The 17,043-nt window shown below is 67.9% G+C and carries 15 protein-coding genes; 6 read left to right on the top strand and 9 right to left on the bottom strand.

Features of this window, described 5'->3' with window-relative positions; translation table 11 throughout:
* Nucleotides 1–48: 48 nt before the first annotated feature.
* Nucleotides 49–2,610, bottom strand: coding sequence for an ATP-binding protein (locus BLS50_RS30115; RefSeq protein WP_176934350.1), 2,562 nt, complete (start codon nt 2,608–2,610; stop codon nt 49–51).
* A 262-nt stretch (nt 2,611–2,872) separates the two neighbouring features.
* Between BLS50_RS30115 and BLS50_RS30110 the strand changes: the two genes are divergently transcribed.
* Nucleotides 2,873–3,847, top strand: a complete 975-nt coding sequence (locus BLS50_RS30110) for a LysR family transcriptional regulator (RefSeq protein WP_074806948.1) — start codon at nt 2,873–2,875, stop codon at nt 3,845–3,847.
* Between the two features lie 281 nt (nt 3,848–4,128).
* Here BLS50_RS30110 and BLS50_RS30105 read toward each other — a convergent pair whose 3' ends face one another.
* On the bottom strand, nt 4,129–5,175 hold the full coding sequence (locus BLS50_RS30105; RefSeq protein ID WP_074806946.1) for an MBL fold metallo-hydrolase: 1,047 nt from the start codon (nt 5,173–5,175) through the stop codon (nt 4,129–4,131).
* A 217-nt stretch (nt 5,176–5,392) separates the two neighbouring features.
* Here BLS50_RS30105 and BLS50_RS30100 point away from each other — a divergent pair, with 217 nt between their 5' ends.
* Nucleotides 5,393–6,298: a LysR family transcriptional regulator gene (locus tag BLS50_RS30100; protein ID WP_011545679.1), complete on the top strand. Its 906-nt coding sequence runs from the start codon at nt 5,393–5,395 to the stop codon at nt 6,296–6,298.
* Between the two features lie 28 nt (nt 6,299–6,326).
* Here BLS50_RS30100 and BLS50_RS30095 read toward each other — a convergent pair whose 3' ends face one another.
* From BLS50_RS30095 to BLS50_RS30075, 5 genes are all read right to left on the bottom strand, one after another.
* On the bottom strand, nt 6,327–7,793 hold the full coding sequence (locus BLS50_RS30095) for an alginate export family protein (RefSeq protein ID WP_011545680.1): 1,467 nt from the start codon (nt 7,791–7,793) through the stop codon (nt 6,327–6,329).
* Nucleotides 7,794–7,807: 14 nt separating this feature from the next.
* A complete protein-coding gene (locus BLS50_RS30090) occupies nt 7,808–8,761 on the bottom strand; it encodes a VOC family protein (RefSeq protein ID WP_074806941.1) in 954 nt (317 codons plus the stop codon).
* 172 nt (nt 8,762–8,933) lie between these two features.
* Nucleotides 8,934–10,823, bottom strand: coding sequence for an amidohydrolase (locus tag BLS50_RS30085; RefSeq protein WP_074806937.1), 1,890 nt, complete (start codon nt 10,821–10,823; stop codon nt 8,934–8,936).
* Between the two features lie 19 nt (nt 10,824–10,842).
* Nucleotides 10,843–11,010: a DUF1427 family protein gene (locus BLS50_RS30080; protein WP_012337465.1), complete on the bottom strand. Its 168-nt coding sequence runs from the start codon at nt 11,008–11,010 to the stop codon at nt 10,843–10,845.
* A gap of 168 nt (nt 11,011–11,178) precedes the next feature.
* The gene (locus BLS50_RS30075; RefSeq protein WP_011545683.1) at nt 11,179–11,865 is read right to left on the bottom strand and encodes a hydrolase; all 687 of its coding nucleotides are present in this window, start codon (nt 11,863–11,865) and stop codon (nt 11,179–11,181) included.
* A gap of 307 nt (nt 11,866–12,172) precedes the next feature.
* Here BLS50_RS30075 and BLS50_RS30070 point away from each other — a divergent pair, with 307 nt between their 5' ends.
* Both BLS50_RS30070 and BLS50_RS30065 read left to right on the top strand, forming a co-directional pair.
* Complete coding sequence (locus BLS50_RS30070; RefSeq protein ID WP_074806934.1) at nt 12,173–12,451, top strand: XapX domain-containing protein; 279 nt, start codon at nt 12,173–12,175, stop codon at nt 12,449–12,451.
* Between the two features lie 158 nt (nt 12,452–12,609).
* The gene (locus tag BLS50_RS30065) at nt 12,610–13,518 is read left to right on the top strand and encodes a LysR family transcriptional regulator (protein WP_074806929.1); all 909 of its coding nucleotides are present in this window, start codon (nt 12,610–12,612) and stop codon (nt 13,516–13,518) included.
* Nucleotides 13,519–13,673: 155 nt separating this feature from the next.
* Here BLS50_RS30065 and BLS50_RS30060 read toward each other — a convergent pair whose 3' ends face one another.
* On the bottom strand, nt 13,674–14,411 hold the full coding sequence (locus tag BLS50_RS30060; protein WP_074806927.1) for a YoaK family protein: 738 nt from the start codon (nt 14,409–14,411) through the stop codon (nt 13,674–13,676).
* Entirely contained in the window at nt 14,393–14,629 is a 237-nt protein-coding gene (locus BLS50_RS30055; RefSeq protein WP_074806924.1) for a DUF1427 family protein, read from the bottom strand. The genes BLS50_RS30060 and BLS50_RS30055 overlap by 19 nt, the downstream gene beginning before the upstream one ends.
* A 303-nt stretch (nt 14,630–14,932) precedes the next feature.
* Here BLS50_RS30055 and BLS50_RS30050 point away from each other — a divergent pair, with 303 nt between their 5' ends.
* Both BLS50_RS30050 and BLS50_RS30045 read left to right on the top strand, forming a co-directional pair.
* A complete protein-coding gene (locus tag BLS50_RS30050; RefSeq protein WP_074806921.1) occupies nt 14,933–15,808 on the top strand; it encodes an alpha/beta fold hydrolase in 876 nt (291 codons plus the stop codon).
* Nucleotides 15,809–15,848: 40 nt separating this feature from the next.
* Nucleotides 15,849–16,991 (top strand): FAD binding domain-containing protein, encoded by a 1,143-nt coding sequence (locus BLS50_RS30045; protein ID WP_074806917.1) that lies wholly within the window; start codon nt 15,849–15,851, stop codon nt 16,989–16,991.
* The last annotated feature ends 52 nt before the right edge of the window (nt 16,992–17,043 follow it).

Here is a 17,043-nt window from a genome sequence, read left to right as displayed (position 1 = left end):
AAGGCGTTCCGGCGACTGACGCGCGCGTCGAGCCGATTTGCCGTCGCTTCATGTCCGCACACCGCGCATGGCCGCAGCCTCCTGCAAATGCACCCGTAACCACGACGGCGTGTCCGCCCGTCCTGCTTCGATCAATGCGTTCGCGCTCCCTGCGTCGCCAGCGCGCGCGAACACTTCGAGTTGCATCGGGGTTGCGCCTGCCAGCGTGACAGGTCTGCCTTCGTGAATGGCCTCGAAGCCCTCGCCCCATTTGTCCCAATACGCGAGACCGCGCCGGCGCGTGCACTCGCGAAGCCGCGCGGTCCATTCGCGCGCGAGCGCCACTTCGCCTTCCCATGTCGCGACGGCGATCGAGCCGATCGCGAGCCCATAACAGACGGTCAGATCGTGATCGATCGCGAGCGCCTCCGACGCGCAGTCGCGCGCGAGCGCCATTGCCGCGTCGGTCTCGCCCTGCAGCCACAGAATGCGCATCAGAATGGAAATCGCAGCGATATGCGCGTCGACCTGCGCGTGATTCGCGTGCGTCGCGCGCACCGGGTCCTTGTCGCGAGCCATCACCGCTTCGATCAATGCGCGCGCGATATCGTGGTCCCCGAGGAAGTGATGTGACAGCGCGCACATCCGCTCGCCGGTTTGCGTCGTCGCAAAATCACCCGTCCGTGCGGCGGCAGCGCGAAACGCACGCGCATGGTCGAGGCTTTCCGCGTACGCGCCCGCGAGCGTCCGATGCGCCCACACGCCCCACAGCGTGCGCAATGCGAGCCGGTCGTCGCCGAGGCGCTGCGCGGCGGCCTGTGCGGCGTCGAACGCGTTCGCCATGTCCACCGTCGGCCCACGCGTGTGCCACAGCGCGTGACCGTACGCGGCGAGCAGCTCGATATGCTGCTCCTTGCCCGCCAGATCCGAGTTTTCCGCCGCGGCGATCGCGCGCTCGGCCATCCCGAGGAACTCGTGAGGGAGCGAAAGATGAAACCACAGCGGCGCCGTCGCGATCAGCAGGTCGATAGCGAGTTTCGCTTCGCCATCCTGGCCTGCCGCCCAATCGAACGCGGCTCGCACATCGTCGATTCGCTGGCTGTGAATCGCGAGCCACTGACGCGGCGCCTTGCCTTCCCACGCCGCCACGGGGTCGGCAAAGATCGCACGGCAGTACGACGCGTGACGGCGGCGCGCGTCATCGCGCTCGCCCGCCTCTTCAAGTCTCATGGCCGCGTAATGGCGCGTCGTGTCGAGCAGTCGATACGGATGGCCCGAATCGTCGATTGCGCAGGCGATCAGCGACTTGGCGATCAGGCCGGTGACGGCGTCGAAGGCTGCGAGGTCATCGACGTCGCCACCGGCCGCGACAGCCGCGGCGGCATCCATGCCGAAGGCGGCCCGCATGACCGAGAGACGGCGCAGCACCTGGCGCTCCTCGGGCCGGAGCAACTCGTAGCTCCAGTCGAGCGTTGCGCGCAGCGTCTGCTGGCGCGGAAGCGCCGTGCGGCGGCCCTGCGTGAGCAGCGCGAAGCGGTCGTCGAGCCGCGCTGCAATCGAATGCACGTCCATCAAGCCGACGCGCGCCGCCGCAAACTCGATCGCGAGCGGGATACCGTCGAGCCGTCGGCAAATATCGATAACGGGGCCCAGATTCGCGTCGCTCAACGCAAATCGGTCATTGGCGGCGCGCGCCCGATCGTGAAACAGCGCGATCGCCGGGAACTGCATGGCGTCGTCGAGGCTCACGCCTGCGTCCGTGCCGGGCGACGGCAATGCGGCGAGGCGATGGACGGATTCGCCTTCCGCGCGCAGCGGCTCGCGGCTCGTGACCAGCAGATGCACGCCGGACGCGCCTTGCAGCAGTTGCTCGGCGAGCCCGGCAACGGCATCGATCAGATGCTCGCAGTTATCCAGCACCAGCAGCACCGGCGACGCCCCAAGCGCCTGGATAAGGTCGGGTACCGGATCGCCGCTGGAGACGGCAACGCCGAGCGCCGAGGCGATCGTGCTGGCCGCGCTCGCGGCCGCGGAAACCGGCGCGAAATTGACGAACACGGCGCGCATGCCGGTGCGCTGTGCGAAGCGATGCGCGACAGCGACGGCGACGGTCGTCTTGCCCATGCCTCCCGGGCCAGCGATGGTGAGCAAGCGTCGCTCGGGCAGGTGGTCGGTCAGCCCAGCGATGACATCCTCGCGGCCTATCACGCGAGCGAGCGTGACCGGGAGACCGCGTGACCCGCTTTCGGACCCGGTCGAAGGCTGGGCCGCGTGCATCGGAGGCCGTGCTGCGGCAGGGTCCACTGTTTCGGCACGGGTAACGGGCGCCGCGAAACGATAGCCGCGTCCGGGTTCATTGACGATGTAACGCGCACCGTCCGGTCCGTCACCGAGCACCTTGCGCAGCGCCGACAGATGCACGCGCAGCGCGCCTTCCTCGACGACGTTGTCTGCCCAGACGCTGTCGCACAGATTGCGCGTCGACACCAGCGCGCCCGCCTGCTCGACAAGTACGACGAGAATATCGAGCGCGCGGCTACCGATTTTCAGCGGCGTACCGTCCTTGAGCAGGATTCGTTGCGGGAATTGCAGCGTGAAAGGGCCGAACGCGAGGCTGTAAGGAGCGGTCATCGAGAGCGTCATCGCGCGGGTTGAGGGTCGGCCAATACGGTGCACTCGGCGCGCACATTGACGCAACAACAGCCAATCATTGCTCAAAAGCGCAGTACGCGCCCTTAAAAGATCTTAAAAAAAACCCGCTTTGCTGCAGCCGGTGAGGATTGGCGCGGATCCGGGCGCCGACTTAGCAACGCTTAACAAGTCGTAACTGGCCCGATGCGCGTCTGCCCGCCAACATGGCTCCATGCAAGCCAATCAATGATCGGAGGTCGAGATGGAGCGTCTGAAAGCGCTGGAGGTATTCAAGGCAGTGGCGGACCACGGCAGTTTCACGCGGGCAGCGGACGCCACCAATCTTGGCGTACCGTCGGTGAGCCGCGCGGTGCAGGATCTTGAAACGATGCTCGGTGTGCAGCTCTTCAACCGGACCACGCGCCGCGTCGCGTTGACGACGGCGGGCCATGCGGTGCTGGAGCGCGTCACGGGCGTTCTGTCCTCCTATGAGGAACTCGCGCGTACCGGCAGCGACGAAGCCGGCGATTGCGCGGGGAACGTCCGCATCGAGGTGCCGGCAATCTTCGATACCGCCCGCCTCACTTCCGTCCTGGTCCGCTTCATGCGCGCCTGGCCGAAAGTACGGGTCGACGTGCGGCGCGTCGACCATCTGGCCGACACGCTCGGCGATCTTGCAGACCTCGCGATCGTCGTCGGGCGCTCGGCGCCGTCGTCGTGCATCGCGCGATCGCTCGCGGCCGTGCCGCTCGGGCTCTATGCGAGCCCTGCCTGGCTCGAACGGACCAACGCTCTCGCTCACCCGCTGGATGTGCCTGCCGAAGCTTGCCTCGCGACGGGCACGCAGCATTCGGTATGGACGCTCAGCCATGCAGCATCCGGCGAGTGTGTGTCGCTTGGCGCGCGCGCGGCGCTGCGCACGAATTGTCCTCATGCGCTGCTCGCGGCGGCCGTCGACGGCGAGGGGGTAGCCATCCTGCCCAGCCAGCTCGCACAAGCGGCGCTCGATCGCGGCGAACTCGTGCGTGCGCTCGATGTGTGGCAGGTGGCGCCACTGGAAGCCTCTCTCGTTTACCGGTCCAGACGCAATCTCCCCGCGCGGGTGCGCAAATTGACCGAGTATTTGCTCGACGCCTTCGGCGAGCAGCGCGACGAGGTGGGTGCAATGGCGGCTGTACCGAACATGGCCCGGATGGCAGCGACGCAGGCGGCGACGCTCACGCCGTGCGCAGCTTGACGAAGATTTTGCCGATACGAATACGAATGCAGGGGAAACAACGAAATGACGGTTGATTTTGCTGGATGTGTGCTGGACGTGTCGTCGCGGTATCTCGGACTCGCGATCAAGAACCGGACGGTAGTGACTTCCGTCGAAGCCGGATCGGGACACGCCACGCGCGTGAGCGATTCACATCGTGGCGCGTCGTCCTACAGAATGCCGCAGCGTGCGCATGTCGCCACGGACGTGGCCTCGCCGATGTCGTCGGCCGTCAGAGGAGCGATGTGACGGCATTTTCGTCACCGCACCGGCGTCGCGTCGTAGTTCACCGGCACCCAGTCGTATTGCGCACCGTCCCGGCGCAGGTGGCCAAGCCCGGGAAACGCGATATGCGCGGCGCCGACGAGATAGCGCCAATCGGCGACGCGCTTCAGCGTGTCGCGCCGCGTGCGGCGGGCCGTGCCGGCATCGCTGTCGTACTGGACCGTCGCGTCGACGTCGCGCAACTGGATCGCCGCCACGTGCACGATGTCGCCCCACGCGAGCAGGCCCGCGTGGCCGCTCTCGATCAGATAGGCCGTATGGCCCGGCGTATGGCCGGGCATCGGCACCGCGCGAATGCCGGGCGCGAGCGTCGCGTCGCCGCGAAACGTCTTGAAGCGGCCGGCCGCGACGTAAGGCGCGACCGCCGCGGCCGCCGCATCGAAGAACGACGCGAGGAACGCCGGCGCGTGCGCCTTGTTGGCCGGATCGAGCCAGTACGCGGCCTCGACCGCGTTCACCCGCACGATGGCATTCGGAAACGTCATTACGCCATTCGACGCAATACCGCCGACATGGTCCTTGTGCAGGTGCGTGAGCAGCACTTCGTCGATCTGCGCGGGCGCGTAGCCGGCCGCGCGCAGGTCGTCGAGCAGCTTGCCGCAGCAGTCGCCGTACAGCGTGCCGGCGCCCGCATCGACGAGAATCCGCTTCGATCCGGTATCGACCAGGAACGCGTTGATCGACCCCTGCACGGACGGCTCCAGGAAGGCGCGATCGAGATCGCGCCGGATCTCGTCCTTCGAGATGTCGCGGAACACCGTGTCTACCGGAAACGGATGGGTGCCGTCGGACAGCGCGATCACCGTGAAGTCGCCGATCTTCTGCCGATAGAAGCCGGGGGGCTGCCGGCCCGCGGCAGCGGCTGGCGTGGTGGATTGCGTTTCGGGTTGCGCATTGGCGTGGGCGTCGGGCTGCACGCCGGCTTGCGCAAACGCCGCACGCGCCAACAGGCCTGCGCAGGCAGCCACGATCAGCAAACGGGCCGCCTGCGCGACGCACGCGTGTTGGAACAGGGTCTTCATGCGATCTCCGTGACGAACCGTGCGCGCGCCCGGCCACGAACGGCGCGACCCGTGCAACACGCGATGTCGCGCAGCTTATCGGGCGCCTTCGCGAAAATCCCGCGCGGCGCCTGAATTGTCCTGAAGACCCGGCACGCGCGCGCGGCGGCCGCACCGGCCGGCGCTAGAATGCGATCCGCATGCAACACGACGTGACGACCTGCACCGAGGCGACCCCATGGACAAATTCTCCGCGCTGCGCGCCTTCGTCGAAGTCGCGGAAGCCGGCGGCTTCTCGAGCGCGGGGCGCCGGCTCGATCTCGCCGCTTCGTCGGTCGTGCGCGCGGTGGACGCGCTCGAGGCGTCGCTCGGCACCGTGCTGCTGAACCGCACGACGCGGCAGGTCACGCTGTCCGACGCGGGCGCCGTCTACTATGCGCGGGCGAAACGCGTGCTCGGCGAACTCGCCGATGCCGACGCGCTGGTGGCCGACCGCGGCGACGCGCCGTCCGGCCCGCTGCGCGTGTCGGTCCCGGTCGCCTACGGGCTGCGCCGCCTCGCGCCGCACGTCGCCGCGTTCGTCGCGCGCCATCCGAAGCTCGACCTCGACCTGCAGCTCACCGACGAACGCGTCGATCTCGTGTCCGCCCGAATCGACGTCGCGATCCGGCTCGGCGACGCGGCGCCGACCGCGGAAGTCGTCGCGCGGCCGCTCGGCACGTTCCGGCGCTACGTGGTCGCGAGCCGCGCCTACCTCGACGCGCACGGCACGCCCGCGACGCCGGGCGAGCTGGTCGATCACGCGTGCCTGCGCTTTCATTTCGGCGTCGACCAGCAGACGTGGACGTTCGTGGGCGCGCAACGCACGACGCAGGTCGTCGTCACCGGGCGGCTGAAATCGAACCACAGCGAAGTGCTGCGCGAGGCCGCGCTCGACGGCGCCGGCATCGCGCTGCTGCCCGACTGGCTGGTCGATACGGACCTCGAAGCCGGCCGCCTGCAACGGCTGTTCGATCAATACGATGTAACGCCGGGCTCGGCGCGCGCGGTGATCACCGCGCTGTACCTGCCGAACCAGCGCGGCTCGAAGCGCGTGACCGCGTTCATCGATTTCGTCGAATCGCTCGCTCGCGCGCAGCCCTGAGACGGGCGGCGCGGAGCGATGCCATGCGTCACCAGCCGAACTTCGCTTCCATCCCGACGTAGTCGGCGTTGCGTGCGCCGAGTGCGCGAATCGACGAGCCGAGCTGGAAGTGCACGGCTTCGAGCGCGAGCGCGACGTTCGCGTTCACGAGCCAGTCGACGCGCGCCTGCGCGTACATCCCCGTCCACGCGCCGCCCTTGCCCGCCGTGCCCGGCACCGCCGACATCCCCTGCCCGTAGATCGCGTCGGCCGTCGTCTGCCGCCACTGGAAGCCGACGGCGGTGAGCACCGTCACCGAGCTGGCCGGCTTGAACGTCAGCGACGGCTTCACGTGGATCAGGTTGCTGTACCCGGTATAACCGGCGAGCGTGAAGTAATAGCCGTTCGGAAACATCGGGTTGAACGTGCCGACGCGCCCGTCGCCCGGATGCGCGTCGCCCGATGCACCGTCGACCTGGATGCCGATGCGCGGCGTGCCGGCCGTCTTCGCGAACGTGTAGCCGCCCAACGCGCCGAACGCCCACGCGCCGAGCGTGTCCTGTCCGACGTGGCCGGTCTGCAGCATCGCCTCGACGTCCCAGTCGAACCCGTCGGTCTTGCCCGCGTAGCGCATGTCGAACACGTCGCGCCGCTCGGTGCCGGACGCATCCGGATAGCGCGCGTTGTCGCGCGTATAGCGCGACCAGTACGCGGACAGGTCGCCGGGCCCCGTGCCGGTGCGCTCGACGCGCACGCCGTCGAATCGCAGGTGCCGGTTCGACACGTCGTCGAACACGGCCGCATTGCGATACTGCACCGGGCGCGTCACATAACCGATCAGCCGCCATTTGCCGATTTCGTAATCGGTCCACAGTCCGTCGTACGCCTGCCGCACGTTCGGACCGTCGCGCACCGATACGAAACGCTGCAAGTCGAACGCCATCTCCTGCCGGCCGATCCGCGTCTTGAACGTGCCCGGCCCCAGTTGATCGACGTACGCGACGAACGCCTGCTCGAGGTCGAGCTGATCCTTGTCGACCGGGCCGACCGTGTCCTTGCCGAACGGCCGCGCATCGACGAACTGCACGAACGCCTGGAAGTGCCCGCGATAGCGCAGGTCCGCGTGCACGTTCGCGCGCTGGATCACGTAATTGTCGTCGTGCGCGGCGCCGAGGCCGAACAGCGGCGCGTTGTTCAGTTCGAAGCGCTCGCGCAGGTTCGCGCCGAGCGACAGGTAGGTCGACGGATCGTCGCCGAGCCGTATGTATTTCAGCGCGTCGAACGGCTTGCGCGGCACGCACGGATTCGCGAGCACCGACCAGTCTTCCTGCCAGCGGTTGAACGACACCGTCGGGCGTTTCGCGGTGCACGACGCCGCGGCGGCAGCCGGCGACGCGGCCGCGCCGGCCGCCGTCACACCGGCATCGGCCTCCGCGCCGACGGCCGAACCCGCATGCAACGCGGCGCCGCCCGCCAGCACGACGCACGGCAGCGCGCCGCGCCACGATCGCTTCATCGGCCGGCGTACCGTCATTTCGACCGCGCGTGGATTTCGGCGACGTAGCCGCCCGGGAACTGCACGAGCGCCGCGTCGCGGCCGTCCGACTTGAACGGCGGCACCAGCACCGTCACGCCCGCGGCTTCGGCCTGCTTCAGCGTCGCGGCGAGATCGGCCACTTCGTAGCCGGTCATTTCACGCCCGAACGGGTACGGCAGGTGGCCGTCGGTCGCGAGCACGGTCATCTTGCCGAAGCCCGATTCGATGCGAATGCGGCGGTACGTGTCGTTCGGCCGGCCGATCTCGATGCCCGGCGCATGGCGCACATCCGACACGATCTTGCCGTGCGAGAACGCGGCGAAATTGCGTGCGAGCTTGCTCGCGCTTTCCGGCGACACGTACACGCGATTCTCCGGCACCGTCTGCAGCGCGTCGTAGTTCGGCGCCTGCGTATGCCAGTACAGCTGCATGTTCACGCCGCCCGGCCAGCGAACGATCGCGTCGCGCCCGATCGGATCGGGGAACGTCGATACGACGATGTCCGCGCCATGTGCGCGCGCCGACTTCACCGCGACGTCCATGTCGGTCACGAGATAGCCGGTGCGTTCCTCGCAGAACGGATACGGGATCGGCGTCTTGAAGCCGAACACCGAGATCGTGCCGACCGGCGTCAGCACGAGCTGCGACATCGTCTGGCTCGGCGTCGGCGTGACCTGGAACACACCCTGCTTCGACTTCTTGCCGCCGAAGGTCGCGACGAAGCTGTCGGTGAAGCGGTCGAAATCTTCGGGGGCGACGCATACGTGCGTCGTGTCGTACTGCGGGCCGACCGCAATGGCCGGCGACCGCGCCGCGGCGGCCGGCGACGCGATGTCGTCGAGGTGGGTTTCGTCGGCGAGCGCCGGCGTGCCGGCCAGCAGCGCGGCGAGCACGGCCGACGCCGCGACGGTGATGCGCAGCAGGTTGCGCAGGTTGAATGAATTCATCGGTTTTCTCCGTGATGTTGACGCGCGCGGCCTGGCGCCGCGCGCGGATTCTGATTCAGCGGGATGCAGGCGACTCATCCGGGCGGCCCGGACGACAGGCGAGAAACCCGAGCACCGCGAGCGGCAGCGTGCGGACCCATTTCGGGGAGTCGCGAGCGGTGGGCACGCGATATCAGACTGCCCAGCACGAGCACCCGAACGCGCCCCAGAAGCCCTTCGCGTCCGACGTCGGCAACGTGCGGCCCCATGCGCCCGCGTGCGCATGCTGGTGAACGTTGCATTCGTTCGCGCAGGCGCACATCGCGGCGGCCGCCGCGCGTTGCAGCGGCGCGCCGCTGCGCTGCGTCGCGCCCCAGCCGCCATAGCCTCCAAACTCGCGCACCGGCGACCAGTCCGGCATCGCCGGCGGGATCGGTGCGTCGTGCGACGCGAACGGCCCCGCGCCCCATACGATCTTCCCGTCGACCACCGTCAGCAACGCGGTCGTGGCGGCGATATCGTCCTCCGCGCACCCGAAGAAATCGCGATCCGGGACGACCAAGTCGGCAAGCTGCCCCACCGCGATGTGTCCTTTCTTGCCTTCCTCGTTCGAGAACCACGTCACGTACTCGGTCCACATCCGCAGCGCGGTTTCGCGATCGAGCAGGTTGCGCTGCGGATACATCCTCAGGCCGCCGACCGTCTTGCCCGTCACGAGCCATGCAAGCGACACCCACGGGTTGTACGACGCGACGCGCGTCGCGTCGGTGCCGGCCGACACCTTGAGCCCCTTGCCGAGCATCTTCGCGACCGGCGGCGTCGCCTCCGCGGCTTGCGCGCCGTAGCGCTCGACGAAGTATTCGCCCTGGTACGCCATCCGGTGCTGCACCGCGATACCGCCGCCGAGCGCGGCGATCCGGTCCATCGATTGCTCGGTGATCGTTTCCGCGTGATCGAAGAACCAGTTCAGCCCTTCGAGCGGGATGTCTTCGTTGACCTTCTCGAACACGTCGAGCGCGCGGCTGATCGTTTCGTCATAGGTCGCGTGCATGCGCCACGGCCAACGGTTTTCCGCGAGCACGCGCACGACGCCTTCGAGGTCGTCCTCCATCTGCGCGGGCAGGTCCGGCCGCGCGACGCGGAAGTCTTCGAAGTCGGCCGCGGAAAACGCCAGCATCTCGCCCGCGCCGTTGTTGCGGAAGTAGTCGGTGCCGTCGTGGTACTTGACGCTCTTCGTCCAGTTCACGAAGTCTTCCTTCTCCGCGTTCGGCTTCTGCGTGAACAGGTTGTACGCGATCCGGATCGTCATCTCGCCCGCGTCGTGCAGCTTGCGGATCACTTCGTAATCGTCGGGGTAATTCTGCGAGCCGCCGCCCGCGTCGATCACGCCCGTCACGCCGAGCCGGTTCAGCTCGCGCATGAAATGGCGCGTCGAGTTGTACTGATACTCGAACGGCAGCTTCGGGCCTTTCGCGAGCGTCGCGTAGAGGATCGTCGCGTTCGGGTTCGCGAGCAGGAGGCCCGTCGGGTTGCCTGCGGCGTCGCGCAGGATCGTGCCGCCCGGCGGCTCCGGCGTGTCCTTCGTGTAGCCGACCACCCGCAGCGCCGCCGCGTTCAGCAGCGCGCGATCGTACAGGTGCAGGATGAATACCGGCGTATCGGGCGCGACTGCGTTCAGTTCTTCGATCGTCGGCAGCCGCTTCTCCACGAACTGATGTTCGGTGAAGCCGCCGACCACGCGCACCCACTGCGGCGCCGGCGTGATCGCGACCTGCTGCTTGAGCATCTCCATCGCGAGCGCAAGCGACGGCACGCCGTCCCAGCGCAGTTCCATGTTGTAGTTCAGTCCGCCACGAATCACGTGGCAGTGGTTGTCGATCAGACCCGGCAGCACGCCGCGGCCGCCGAGATCGACCACCTTCGTCGCGCGGCCCGCGAGCGGCATCACGTCCGCTTCGCTGCCGACGGCGACGAAGCGTCCGGCGGCAATCGCGACCGCCGTCGCGACGGGGTTCGCGCGATCGAGCGTCGTGAATCGTCCGTTATGCAGGATCAGATCCGGTTGGGTCACGGTTGCGGTCATATGCATCACCTCTTGTTGATCAGAAGCCAAAGAGTTGTTTCACGGGGGGTAAGGCTTGCGCGCCGATCAGCATGCCGAGCAACCCGACCAGCGCAATCAGCGGCGGCGCGGGAGAGCGAACCTTGATGGCGCTGTAAATCACACCGATCAGCACACCCGCGCCAAGGGAAACCAGATAAGGTTCCATGCAATAAATCTCCCGGACAATTTCAAATGCAGGCACGGTGTTCCGACCTGCGTGCCGCGGGCGGCATGCGCGTTTCGCTCACGTCCGCCGCCCGCGGCAAGGAAGCCCATGCGACGCGTTCACATCGAACCCGCAGCACCGGCATTGGCGGTTGCCGGTCGTCCGCGCTTACTTCGCCGGAACGGGCGCAATCGACTCGTGCGGCGTCGCGGTGCGCTGCGGTGCCTTGTGGAGCATCGTGTACGCGTAGTCCACGCCCATCCCGTAGGCGCCCGAATGCTCCTTCGCGATCGCCATCACCGCGTCATACGTCTCGCGGCGTGCCCAGTCGCGTTGCCATTCGAGCAGGACCTGCTGCCACGTGACCGGCACGACGCCGGCCTGGACCATGCGCTGCATCGCGATATCGTGCGCAGCCTGCGTCGTGCCGCCCGATGCGTCGGAGACCATATAGATCTCGTAGTCGCCTTCGAGCATCGCGCACAGCGCGAACGTCGTATTGCAGACTTCGGTCCACAGGCCCGACACGACCACCTTCTTGCGGCCGTTCGCGGCGAGCGCGTCGCGCACCTTCTGGTCGTCCCACGAGTTCATCGACGTGCGTTCGAGCGTCTTCTGGTTCGGGAACACGTCGAGCAGCTCGGGATAGGTGTGGCCCGAGAAGCTCTCGCTTTCGACCGTCGTGATCGTGGTCGGGATGTTGAAGACCTTCGCGGCCTTCGCGAGCCCGACGACGTTGTTCTTCAGCGTCTGGCGGTCGATCGACTGCACGCCGAACGCCATCTGCGGCTGCTGATCGATGAAGATCAGCTGGCTGTTGTGCGGAGTAAGTACTTCAAGTTTCGGATTGCTCATGGTGGTGATGTCCTTTGACGCGGAGAAAAATGAGGCTTGCCTGGCCGACGCATCCGCGAGGCATCCAATGCGCTATATCGGAAGCGTCGGCAGTCGGCCTGCGTCATTCAATACGCGAAATTTCGACCGCACCAGTTAATTGTTCTGATTCTCGCCACGCTCTGAATTCAGACTGAAAAGATCTGAATTTCATTGAATCGGCTAACGACGAACACGCAGACCTGATAGGCTGGCCCAAGACTTTCGGATCGACGCCAGACCGGTATTTATCCGTATTTTTTAACGGCCGTCATTCCATTCCAGACCTATGAAACCGTACATTGCTTCGCTTCTCGCCGGCATCCTCGCCGGCGTCGTCTACGCGCTGATCGGCGTGCAATCGCCGGCGCCGCCCGCCATCGCCCTGGTCGGCCTGCTCGGCATTCTGGCCGGCGAACAGATTCTTCCCGTGGTGCGACGGATGTTCGACGGCATCCGACTGGGAACCGCATGGCGCGACGCGAAGTGCAGCCAGCACATGTTCGGCGCGCTGCCCGGCGCACACGCCGACGCTGCCGCGAAGCACCGCGAATCGACACCGACGTGACAGGCGGACGTCGCGCGAACGCGGCGGCGGCCCGGCCGTCGGCGTGCATGCTTGCGTGCGTCGGTACATCGGATGACGAACCGTTGTGAACAGTATTGGATTGAGTGTCGCTCGACGGCGCGACACCGCCTGATGCCCTTGTCGTAGCGAAACTCGTCATGAAACTGTCTTTCGAAGCACTCGAGGCACTGGACGCGATCGATCGCACCGGTACGTTTGCCGACGCGGCGGAGTTGGTGCACCGCGTGCCGTCCGCACTGACCTATCTCGTACAAAAGCTCGAGAGCGATCTCGACGTCGCGTTGTTCGATCGCAGCGGGCGTCGTGCGAAGCTCACACGCGCGGGCCGCGTCGTCGTCGAGGAAGGCCGTCGTCTGCTTCGTGCCGCCGAACAGCTTGAACGGAAAGCGCAGCGCGCGCAGCAAGGTTGGGAAACCGAAGTCCGCGTCTGCATCGCCGAGATACTGCCCTTCGACATGATGTGGCCATACGTCCACGCGTTCTACGCACTTGACATGGACACGCGACTGCGACTCTCCACCGAAGTGCTCGGCGGCACCTGGGATGCGCTGATCTCGCGGCGGGCCGATCTGATCGTCGGCGCGGCGGGCGAGCCGCCGGAACTGCCGGATATCGTGGCGCAGCCCATTGGCACGCTCCGGCACGTATTCGCGGTCGCTCCGACCCATCCGCTCGCTGCACTGCCCGAACCGCTGTCGATGGCGTCGATCGTCGAGTATCGCGGCGCGGTGATCTCCGACACGTCCCGCGAGCTTCAGCCGCAGTCGGTCGCGACTGATGCCGGCCAACCGTATCTCGCGGTGCCGACGCTCGCGGCAAAACTGGCCGCGCAATGCGAAGGGCTCGCGGTGGGTACGCTCCCGGACTGCATCGCGGCGCCCGCGATCGCGCAAGGCAAGCTGGTCGCGCGGGAAGTCACCGGCATGCGCGACACGACCCATTGCTATATCGCGTGGCGCACCGACGAAGCCGGGCGCGCGCTCCGCTGGTGGGTCGAACAGCTCGGTCACCACGACCTCGTCGATCGGTTCACCACGCCCGCGTAACGCTGCGCTTTCTGCGAACGGTCGAGCGGTCTCGCGCTGACGGACCTGCATCGAGCCGTTCTCGAAATCAGCGTTGAAGGAAATGAAGAAACGCAGCGCGGCTTCGCCGCCGCCCCGGTCGCGCACGCAGCCCACGCCGCGTACGGAATCCGCGCTCAGCGCGACGCGGACGGTTCGCCGGTCCGGCCGGAGCGCCAGGTGAGGAAACCCAGCGCCGCGAGTGGCAACACCAGTGTCCAGAACCCGGCGTACACGTAGGCGCTCGCCCCGGCGCCCGCGCCGAGCGCGAACCCGACCACCGGCGGCAACGTGCGTCGCAGCCGCGCGCGTGCGGCTTCCCGTTCGGCCGGCGCGGCGATCGGCACCAGCCAGTCGAATGCATCGATGACCGCCTGCGTGACGTTGCCGGTCATCACGGTGTTCGCGACGACGGTGCGCGCGGTCAGCCGGCCGTGCGCGTTCTGCATGCCCATTGCCGCCGCGCCCAGCAGCCCGCAGACGATCGTCGCGGGCGCATCGGCGCTGCCGATCGGCGACGCCGCGACGCCCGCGAGCATGAATCCGGCCAGCAGGATCGTCTGCAGTGCGTACAGCGAGCGCGCCCGCACGCCATGCCCGCGCACGCGCATCCGGTGATCGAGCACGCGAGCGGCGACGATGCCCGCGATGAACGCCGGAAACGCGAGCCACTTGATCATGAGGCCCTGGCCGACCCCGGCGAGGCCCGAGCCGATCAGGATGAAGTTGCCGGTGACGTGCGCGGTAAAGAGCCCGAACAGCGCGACGAAGCCGAGCGTGTCGACGTAGCCGGCGATCGAGGCGAGAAACACGTCCTCGCCGCGCACGCGATCGGGGGCCGCGGCGCCCGCTGCCGTTACTTGCGCGGGCTGCATGTCGTGGCTTCCGAGGTTGTGTCGATGGGGTCCGCATCGCGAGCCTGCGCGGCGAGCGCACGCAACGGCGCCGGCACGAGCGGGATCGCATGCTCGCGGACGACGATGCCGAACAGGCGCGCCAGCGCGATCAGTGGCGGCGCGGGCGACTGCACGCGCACGAGGGGGTGCAGGAGGCCAACTGCGAAGCGGGCTCCCGGCGAGATCAGGTAAGGCATGGTCCGTTCCGGTTGTGCCGCCGGCCGGATCGGCCGAAGGGCTTCGGCCTCGTGCGGCGGCTCGGGAACAAGACTACGGAAGGCGGCCCTGAAAGTCATGGCGGCGAACTGAATCGTTCTGAACGTGCGGTGCGGCGCGGTGACGCATGCGCGCGACGACCGCCGACGAGCCGGCCGCCGCGCCACCGCCTCACACCGGGATTCAGAACGATTCAGCCACGGCGTGCGTCGCGTGGCCTATGCTCGGACAGCATCGGACGCGAGCCGTATTGCGCACCGTCCGCATCGAACCGGGATTCCCACATGACGACCGACACGCTCGCACTCACCCATCACACCGTTACGGCGAACGGCATCCGCCAGCACGTCATCGATGCCGGCGCGGGGCCCGTCGTCGTGCTGCTGCACGGCTTCCCCGAAACCAGTTTTGCATGGCGCTTCCAGATTCCGGTGCTCGCGCGGCACTATCGCGTGATCGTGCCCGACCTGCGCGGCTACGGCGAAACCGACAAGCCCGCGGCCGGCTACGACAAGCGCAACATGGCGCGCGATCTCGCCGCGCTGCTCGATGCGCTCGGCATCGAGCGCATCGCGCTCGTCGGGCACGATCGCGGCGCACGCGTCGCGACGCGTTTCGCGAAGGACTTCCCCGAACGCGTCGAGCGGCTCGTCGTGATGGACAACGTGCCGACGCGCATCGTCGCGCAGAACATGACCGCGCAAACGGCGCGCGCGTACTGGTTCTTCCTGTTCCATCAGGTGCCCGACCTGCCGGAGGCGCTGATCGCCGGCAAGGAAGCCGAATGGCTCAGCTACTTTTTCGCCGACTGGTGCTACAACCCGCACGCGATCTCGGGCGATGCGTTCGACACGTACGTGCGTGCGTATCGGCGCCCGGGGGCCGTGCGCGGCGCGCTGGCCGACTATCGCGCGAACGCGGAAGACGTGCAGCAGGACCTCGTCGATGCGGACGTCAGGATCGCGTGCCCGACCATGGCGATCTGGGGCGAGGATTTCTACGCGGTCGGCAAGATGTTCGACATGAAGGCCGTATGGGAAGGCATGGCGACCCACCTGCGTGCCGAGCCGATCGCGCAGTGCGGGCATCTGCCGCACGAGGAGCAGCCCGAGCGCGTGAACGCGCTGCTGGTCGATTTCCTGCGCGGCTGGGCCGGCTGACGCCACGCCCGCCGCACGCGGCATCATCGGGGGACCTCGGATGGAACACGGAGCGGGCCGCAAGGCCGTCATCGCCGGCGGATCGGTCGGCGGGCTGTTCGCGGCGACCGCGCTGCGCGCGGCCGGCTGGGACGTCCGCGTCTTCGAGCAATCGCCGCACGCACTCGACAGCCGCGGCGGCGGCATCGTGCTGCAACCGCCGATCGAGCGCGCGTTCGCGTTCGGCGGCGTCGCGCTGCCGCGCGAGACCGGCGTCGAGTCGGTCGACCGGATCTACGTCGATGCGCACGACCGGATCGTGCAGCGCTTCGCGATGCCGCAGACGCAGACGGGCTGGAACGTGATTTACACGGCGCTCAAGCGTGCGCTGCCCGCCGGCGTCATCCACGCGGGCGACGCGTTCGAGCGGTTCGAACCGGACGGCGAGCGGATCGTCGCGCATTTCGCGAGCGGCCGCGCCGAGACGGCCGACCTGCTGATCGGCGCGGACGGCGGCCGCTCGACCGTGCGCGCGCAATTGCTGCCGGACGTGCGGCCGACGTATGCGGGCTATGTCGCGTGGCGCGGGCTCGTCGACGAACGCACGCTTCCCGAGCAGGTGCTCGTTCTGCTGCGCGATCGGTTCACGTTCCAGCAAGGCGACCGGCATCTGTTCCTGACCTATCTGGTGCCCGGCGCCGACGGCACGATCGAACCGGGCAAACGGCGCGTGAACTGGGTGTGGTACCGGCGTCTCGCATCCGACCGGATGCCGTCGCTGTTCGTTACGCGCGACGGCACGCAGCGCGACGGGTCGCTGCCGCCCGGTGCGATGCGCGACGACCACCGCGCGGAACTCGTCGACGCCGCCGACCGGATGCTCGCGCCGACGCTCGCCGCGCTCGTCGATGCAACCACCGCGCCGTTCGCGCAGGCGATCCTCGATCTCGCGGTCGAGCGGATGGCTGTCGGGCGCGCGGTGCTGCTCGGCGATGCCGCATGCATGGTGCGCCCGCACACGGCGGCGGGCGTCGCGAAAGCGGCGGACGACGCAGTCGGTCTCGCCGAAGCCGTGCGCGACGTCGCACGCGGCGCCGCGTTCGATGCCGCGCTGGCCGGCTGGGACGCCCGTCAGCGCGCCGCCAGCGCAGTGATCGCCGCGCGCGGGATCGCGCTCGGCGCGCGGCTGATGGGCGCGGCGTGAGTGTGCGCCGGCCGGGTGTCGACTGTATGGCGGTGCGGGTCGAATTCGGGAT

Source organism: Burkholderia orbicola (assembly GCF_900100915.1).
In the GTDB taxonomy this organism is placed as follows: Bacteria; Pseudomonadota; Gammaproteobacteria; order Burkholderiales; family Burkholderiaceae; genus Burkholderia; species Burkholderia orbicola.
This window is presented reverse-complemented; position numbering and strand designations above follow the sequence as displayed.